The 6,027-nt window shown below is 67.6% G+C and carries 6 protein-coding genes and 1 pseudogene; all 7 read right to left on the minus strand.

The window, feature by feature from the left end; all coding sequences use genetic code 11:
• A pseudogene (locus ACTHNQ_RS13430) lies at positions 1 to 800 on the minus strand (F0F1 ATP synthase subunit beta); the annotation flags it as partial.
• Between the two features lie 37 nt (positions 801 to 837).
• Positions 838 to 1,734: a F0F1 ATP synthase subunit gamma gene (locus ACTHNQ_RS13435; RefSeq protein ID WP_440334113.1), complete on the minus strand. Its 897-nt coding sequence runs from the start codon at positions 1,732 to 1,734 to the stop codon at positions 838 to 840.
• A gap of 20 nt (positions 1,735 to 1,754) precedes the next feature.
• Positions 1,755 to 3,392: a F0F1 ATP synthase subunit alpha gene (atpA, locus tag ACTHNQ_RS13440; RefSeq protein WP_440334115.1), complete on the minus strand. Its 1,638-nt coding sequence runs from the start codon at positions 3,390 to 3,392 to the stop codon at positions 1,755 to 1,757.
• Between the two features lie 61 nt (positions 3,393 to 3,453).
• Entirely contained in the window at positions 3,454 to 4,245 is a 792-nt protein-coding gene (locus ACTHNQ_RS13445) for a F0F1 ATP synthase subunit delta (RefSeq protein ID WP_440334117.1), read from the minus strand.
• Positions 4,245 to 4,799, minus strand: coding sequence for a F0F1 ATP synthase subunit B (locus ACTHNQ_RS13450; protein ID WP_440334119.1), 555 nt, complete (start codon positions 4,797 to 4,799; stop codon positions 4,245 to 4,247). The genes ACTHNQ_RS13445 and ACTHNQ_RS13450 overlap by 1 nt, the downstream gene beginning before the upstream one ends.
• Before the next feature lie 28 nt (positions 4,800 to 4,827).
• Entirely contained in the window at positions 4,828 to 5,061 is a 234-nt protein-coding gene (gene atpE, locus ACTHNQ_RS13455; protein WP_345835337.1) for an ATP synthase F0 subunit C, read from the minus strand.
• A gap of 46 nt (positions 5,062 to 5,107) precedes the next feature.
• The gene (gene atpB / locus ACTHNQ_RS13460; RefSeq protein ID WP_440334121.1) at positions 5,108 to 5,869 is read right to left on the minus strand and encodes a F0F1 ATP synthase subunit A; all 762 of its coding nucleotides are present in this window, start codon (positions 5,867 to 5,869) and stop codon (positions 5,108 to 5,110) included.
• Positions 5,870 to 6,027: the final 158 nt, after the last annotated feature.

A 6,027-nucleotide genomic window follows, 5' to 3' on the forward strand; every position in this document is an offset into this window, starting at 1 on the left:
GCCTGCGTGAAGCGGAAGATGTTGTCGATGAACAGCAGCACGTCCTGCTTCTGCACGTCGCGGAAGTACTCCGCCATCGTCAGCGCCGACAGGGCCACACGCAGACGCGTCCCCGGCGGCTCGTCCATCTGGCCGAAGACGAGCGCGGTCTTGTCGAAGACGCCCGCCTCCTCCATCTCGCCGATGAGGTCGTTGCCCTCACGGGTGCGCTCGCCGACACCGGCGAACACCGACACACCGCCGTGGTCCTGCGCGACGCGCTGGATCATCTCCTGGATGAGGACGGTCTTGCCGACGCCGGCACCACCGAAGAGGCCGATCTTGCCACCCTGAACGTAGGGGGTCAGCAGGTCGATCGACTTGATGCCGGTCTCGAACATCTCGGTCTTGGACTCGAGCTGGTCGAACGACGGCGCCTGGCGGTGGATGCCCCAGCGCTCGGTGATCTCGATCTTCTCGCCCGGCTCGCCGTTCAGCACGTCGCCGGTCACGTTGAAGACCTTGCCCTTGGTCACGTCGCCGACGGGCACCGTGATGGGGCCGCCGGTGTCGCGCACCTCCTGGCCGCGGACCATGCCGTCCGTGGGCTTCAGCGAGATGGCGCGGACGAGGTCGTCGCCGAGGTGCTGGGCGACCTCGAGCGTGATCTCGCTCGAGTCGTCGCCGATCGTGATGGTGGTCTTCAGCGCGTTGTAGATGTCGGGGATCGCGTCGTGCGGGAACTCGATGTCGACGACCGGGCCGGTGACGCGCGCGACGCGTCCGACCGCGGTCGCGGTCTTCTCAGCGGTGAGGCTCATGGCTTCTTCTCTTTCGTGTGGTCTCGTGCGCAGCAGGTCACTTGCCGGACGACAGAGCGTCGGCGCCGCCGACGATCTCGGCGAGCTGCTGGGTGATCTCGGCCTGGCGCGCGTTGTTGCGCAGGCGCGTGTAGTCGGTGATGAGCTTGTCGGCGTTGTCGCTCGCGGACTTCATCGCCTTCTGCGTCGCGGCGTGCTTGGCGGCCGACGACTGCAGCAGGGCGTTGAACACGCGGCTCTGGATGTACACCGGCAGGAGCGCGTCGAGGACCGTCGCGGCATCCGGTTCGAACTCGTAGAGCGGGTAGACCTGGGCCGAAGAGTCCTCTTCGGCCTCGACGACCTCGAGCGGCAGCATGCGGACCGTCTCGGGAGACTGCGTCATCATGCTCACGAAGCGGTTGTAGACGAGGTGGATCTCGTCGACGCCGCCGCTGTCGCCGCCACGGTCGTACGCGTCGAGCAGTGCCGCCGCGATCTCTTCCGCGGTCGAGAAGTGCGGCGTGTCGGTGTCGCCCGTCCACTCCCCCGCGCTCTCCATGCGGCGGAACTGGAAGTACCCGACGGCCTTGCGGCCCACCAGGTAGAACACCGGCTCCTTGCCCTGCTCGCGCAGCAGCTGCGCGAGCTCGAGCCCCTCACGGAGGATCTGCGAGTTGAACGCGCCCGCGAGGCCCCGGTCGGACGAGAAGATCACGACGGCAGAGCGGCGGATCGTCTCGCGTTCGACGGTCAGCGGGTGGTCGACGTTGGAGTGCGTCGCCACGGCGGAGACGGCCCTCGTCACGGCACGCGCGAAGGGCGACGACGCGCGCACACGCGCCATCGCCTTCTGGATGCGCGAAGCCGCGATGAGTTCCATCGCCTTCGTGATCTTCTTGGTCGTCTGAGCAGAACTGATCTTCTGCTTGTAGACCCGGAGTTGTGCGCCCATTGTGTTAGCCCCGGCCCGCCTTAGCGGCGGCCCTTGACGATCTTCTCCTGGTTCACGTCTTCGGCCTCGGCCGCCGCGATCTCTTCGTGGCCGGGCTTGCCGATCGCCTGGCCCTTGCCGGCGCGGAACTCGAGGATGAACTCGTCCGTCTTCTTGCTGAGCTCGGCGACCGTGTCGTCGTCCAGGACGTTCGTCTCACGCAGGGTGTCGAGGATCGTCGTGTTGCGACGGAGGTAGTCCAGCAGCTCGCGCTCGAACGACAGGACGTCCTCGACCTCGATCGAGTCCAGCTTGCCGTTCGTGCCGGCCCAGATCGAGACGACCTGCTCCTCGACGGGGTACGGCGAGTACTGCGGCTGCTTGAGCAGCTCGGTCAGGCGCGCACCACGGGCCAGCTGACGACGCGACGCGGCGTCGAGGTCCGAAGCGAACATCGCGAACGCCTCGAGCGAGCGGTACTGGGCGAGCTCGAGCTTGAGCGTGCCCGAGACCTTCTTGATCGACTTGACCTGCGCGTCACCGCCGACTCGCGAGACCGAGATGCCGACGTCGACAGCGGGACGCTGGTTGGCGTTGAACAGGTCGGACTGCAGGAAGATCTGGCCGTCGGTGATCGAGATCACGTTGGTCGGGATGTACGCCGAGACGTCGTTGGCCTTCGTCTCGATGATCGGCAGACCCGTCATCGAACCGGCGCCCAGCTCATCCGACAGCTTCGCGCAGCGCTCGAGCAGGCGCGAGTGCAGGTAGAAGACGTCGCCGGGGTACGCCTCGCGGCCCGGCGGGCGGCGGAGGAGCAGCGACACGGCGCGGTAGGCCTCGGCCTGCTTCGACAGGTCGTCGAAGATGATCAGGACGTGCTTGCCCTCGTACATCCAGTGCTGGCCGATGGCCGAGCCGGTGTACGGCGCGAGGTACTTGAAGCCGGCGGGGTCGGAGGCCGGGGCGGCGACGATGGTGGTGTACTCCAGCGCGCCGGCGTCCTCGAGGGCGCCCTTCACGGCCGCGATCGTCGAGCCCTTCTGGCCGATGGCGACGTAGATGCAGCGGACCTGCTTGTTGACGTCGCCCGACTCCCAGTTGGCCTTCTGGTTGATGATCGTGTCGATCGCGATCGCCGTCTTGCCGGTCTGGCGGTCGCCGATGATGAGCTGGCGCTGGCCGCGGCCGACGGGGATCATCGCGTCGATGGCCTTGATGCCGGTCTGCAGCGGCTCATGCACCGACTTGCGCTGCATGACGCCGGGCGCCTGCAGCTCGAGGGCGCGGCGGCCGACGGTGGCGATCTCGCCGAGACCGTCGATCGGGTTGCCCAGCGGGTCGACGACGCGGCCGAGGTAGCCGTCGCCGACGGCGACCGAGAGCACCTCGCCGGTGCGGGTGACCTGCTGGCCGGCCTCGATGCCGGCGAAGTCGCCGAGGACGACCACACCGATCTCGTGCTCGTCGAGGTTCAGTGCGAGGCCCTGCGTGCCGTCCGCGAACGTCACGAGCTCGTTCGCCATGACACCCGGCAGGCCCTCGACGTGCGCGATGCCGTCCGCGGCGTCGATGACGGTGCCGACCTCGGTGGCCGCAGCCCCCGTGGGCTCGTAGGCGGCGACGAAGTCCTTCAGCGCGTCACGGATGACGTCGGGGCTGATAGAGAGATCTGCCATTGTTTTCCTTCGTTCATGGGGCCTCGGCCCCGAAATCTCCGCGCGTGGCGGGAAGTCTGTGTCAGCCGGCGAGCCGCTGACGGAGGTCGGCCAGACGCGACGAGACGCTCGCGTCGATCACGTCGTCCGCGATCTGCACGCGCAGGCCGCCCACGACCGTCGGGTCGACGATCGTGTTGAGTGACACCTTCGTGCCGTAGCGCTTGCTCAGCGCGGCGGTGAGCCGGTCGCGCTGCGCATCGCTCAGCGGAGTCGCTGCCACGACCGTCGCGACCGCACGGCCGCGCTGGTCGGAGACCAGCCGGGTCGCGCGCGACAGCAGCTGGCGCACGCGACGCTCCCGGGGCTGACGGATGAGGGATGCCGCGATCAGCGTCGCTCCCTCGCTCGCACGGCCCTTCAGCAGCGACTCGACGAGCGTGCCCTTCGCGGCGGCGTCGCCCAGACGGCTCCCGAGTGCGAGCTCGAGCTCGGGGTTCTCGGCGACGGTCCGCGAGAACGCGAACAGCTCGGCTTCGACGTCGGCGTTCGCATCGGCCACGGCCGCCGCGCGCACCGCGAGCTCTTCGATGCCGTCGACGAGGTCGTCGGCGCTCGACCAGCGCTGCGCGACGGCGGTCGTCAGCAGCGACGCCGTCGTGGGCTTCACTGCGGCGCCGAACACCGCGGCGACGACCTGCCGGCGAGCCTCCGCCGGCGCGGCCGAGTCGGCCAGCGCGCCGCTCAGCTGCGACGAGTCGCCCACGGCGCGTGCCGCGGCGAAGAGCTCGCGGGCGACGTCGAGGTCGACGCCGGTCGCGGCGCCCAGTGCCGCGGTCGTCGCCGCGAGGGCCTGAGTGGTCGCGCTGCCCATTACGCCTTGGCCCCTTCGGACTCTTCGAGCTCGGCGAGGAAGCGGTCGACGACGGCCTTGGCCTTCGCGTCGTCCGAGAGGGTCTCGCCGATGACACCGCCGGCGAGGTCGAGGGCGAGGGTGCCCACCTCGCTGCGCAGCGACACGAGCGCGGTCTGGCGCTCGGCCTCGATCTGAGCGTGAGCGGTCGAGGTCAGGCGCGCGGCTTCCGCCGAAGCGGTCTCCTTCGCCTCGGCGACGATCTTCTTGCCGTCCTCACGGGCGGCGTCGCGGATCTCACCGGCCTCCTTGCGGGCCTCGGCGAGCTGCGAGGTGTACTCCTCGAGCGCGGCCTCGGCCTTGCGCTGGGCCTCGTCGGCCTTGGCGATGTTGCCCTCGATCGCCGCAGAGCGCTCGTCGAGCAGCTTCTTCATCCGCGGAAGGGCGACCTTCCAGAAGATGAAGAGGATGATGATGAAGCAGACCGACGACCAGATGATGTCGTACGGAGCGGGCAGCAGGGGGTTGTGAGTCTCCCCCTCTTCCGCCGCGTACGCGACAAGAGCGTTCAGCATCCTGTCTCCTTAGGACTGTGTTCGGCGATCAGACGAAGATGAAGTAGGTCGCGATGCCGATGAAGGCGAGCGCCTCGGTGAAGGCGATACCGATCCACATGAGCACCTGCAGGCGACCGGCGAGCTCGGGCTGGCGAGCGACGCCCTCGATCGTCTTGCCGACGACGATGCCCACGCCGATGGCCGGGCCGATGGCCGCGAGGCCGTAGCCCATCGTCGCGACGTTTCCGCTGACAGCTGCGAGAACCGTAGTTGCGTCCACGGGGTGTTTCCTTTCGGTTGTGGGCGGCCTTCCGGCCGTCCCGCTTTCAGTGCTCTTCGGCGACCGCGAGCTGGATGTAGACCGCGGTGAGAAGAGCGAAGACGTACGCCTGGAGGACCGCCACCAGGATTTCGAACAGGGTGAAGACGAAACCGAACGCGAGGCTGCCCGCGCCGAGCGCGATCCACCATCCGCCGAGCTCGACGACGAAGAACTGCGTCGCGGCGAAGAAGAGGACCAGAAGGAGGTGACCGACCATCATGTTCATGAGCAGTCGGAGCGTCAGCGTCACCGGACGGATGATGAAGGTCGAGATGAGTTCGATCGGCGTCACGATGATGTAGATCGGCCACGGGACGCCCGACGGGAAGAGCGAGTTCTTGAAGAAGTTCTTCGGGCTCTTCTTGATGCCGGCGTAGATGAACGTCACATAGCTGACGACCTCGAGCAGCAGGGGGACGGCGATGATGCTCGTGCCGGCGATGTTCAGGAACGGGATGATGCCCGTGATGTTCATGAACAGCACCATGAAGAAGATCGTGGTGAGGATCGGGAGGAAGCGCTGGGCGTCCTTCTTGCCGAGCAGGTCCTCGCCGATGTTGACGCGGACGAAGTCCAGGCCCATCTCGACGAGGCTCTGGAAGCGGCCCGGCACGACCCGCATGCGACGGGTTCCCAGCCAGAAGATCAGCACGATGGCGATCGTCGCCAGGAACTGGATCAGGTGGATGCGCGTGACCGGGATGACACCGAACGCGTTGAACAGGACCTCGGGGAAGAACTCGTCGATCGACGGACCGTGGAACACGGGCGGTTCATCCGTGGCAAAGGGGGCGATCAGGGTCGCAGCATGAATAGACAGCGCTGGCTCCAGCTTCGGGGCACCGGTATGAACCGTTGCGACGATGGTCGGTGAGCGTCACTCCGCCGCCACCACTCTCCACCATTCCCAGGCAGGTGAGGGGC

The sequence above is a fragment of the Microbacterium sp. genome (genome assembly GCF_051953575.1).
Taxonomy (GTDB): Bacteria; Actinomycetota; Actinomycetes; order Actinomycetales; family Microbacteriaceae; genus Microbacterium.

Bases quoted from the DNA above. Each gene is read 5' to 3' on its own strand.
- ACTHNQ_RS13435 (WP_440334113.1), bottom strand. From the start codon at position 1,734: ATGGGCGCACAACTCCGGGTCTACAAGCAGAAGATCAGTTCTGCTCAG.
- atpA (WP_440334115.1), bottom strand. From the start codon at position 3,392: ATGGCAGATCTCTCTATCAGCCCCGACGTCATCCGTGACGCGCTGAAG.
- ACTHNQ_RS13445 (WP_440334117.1), bottom strand. From the start codon at position 4,245: ATGGGCAGCGCGACCACTCAGGCCCTCGCGGCGACGACCGCGGCACTG.
- ACTHNQ_RS13450 (WP_440334119.1), bottom strand. From the start codon at position 4,799: ATGCTGAACGCTCTTGTCGCGTACGCGGCGGAAGAGGGGGAGACTCAC.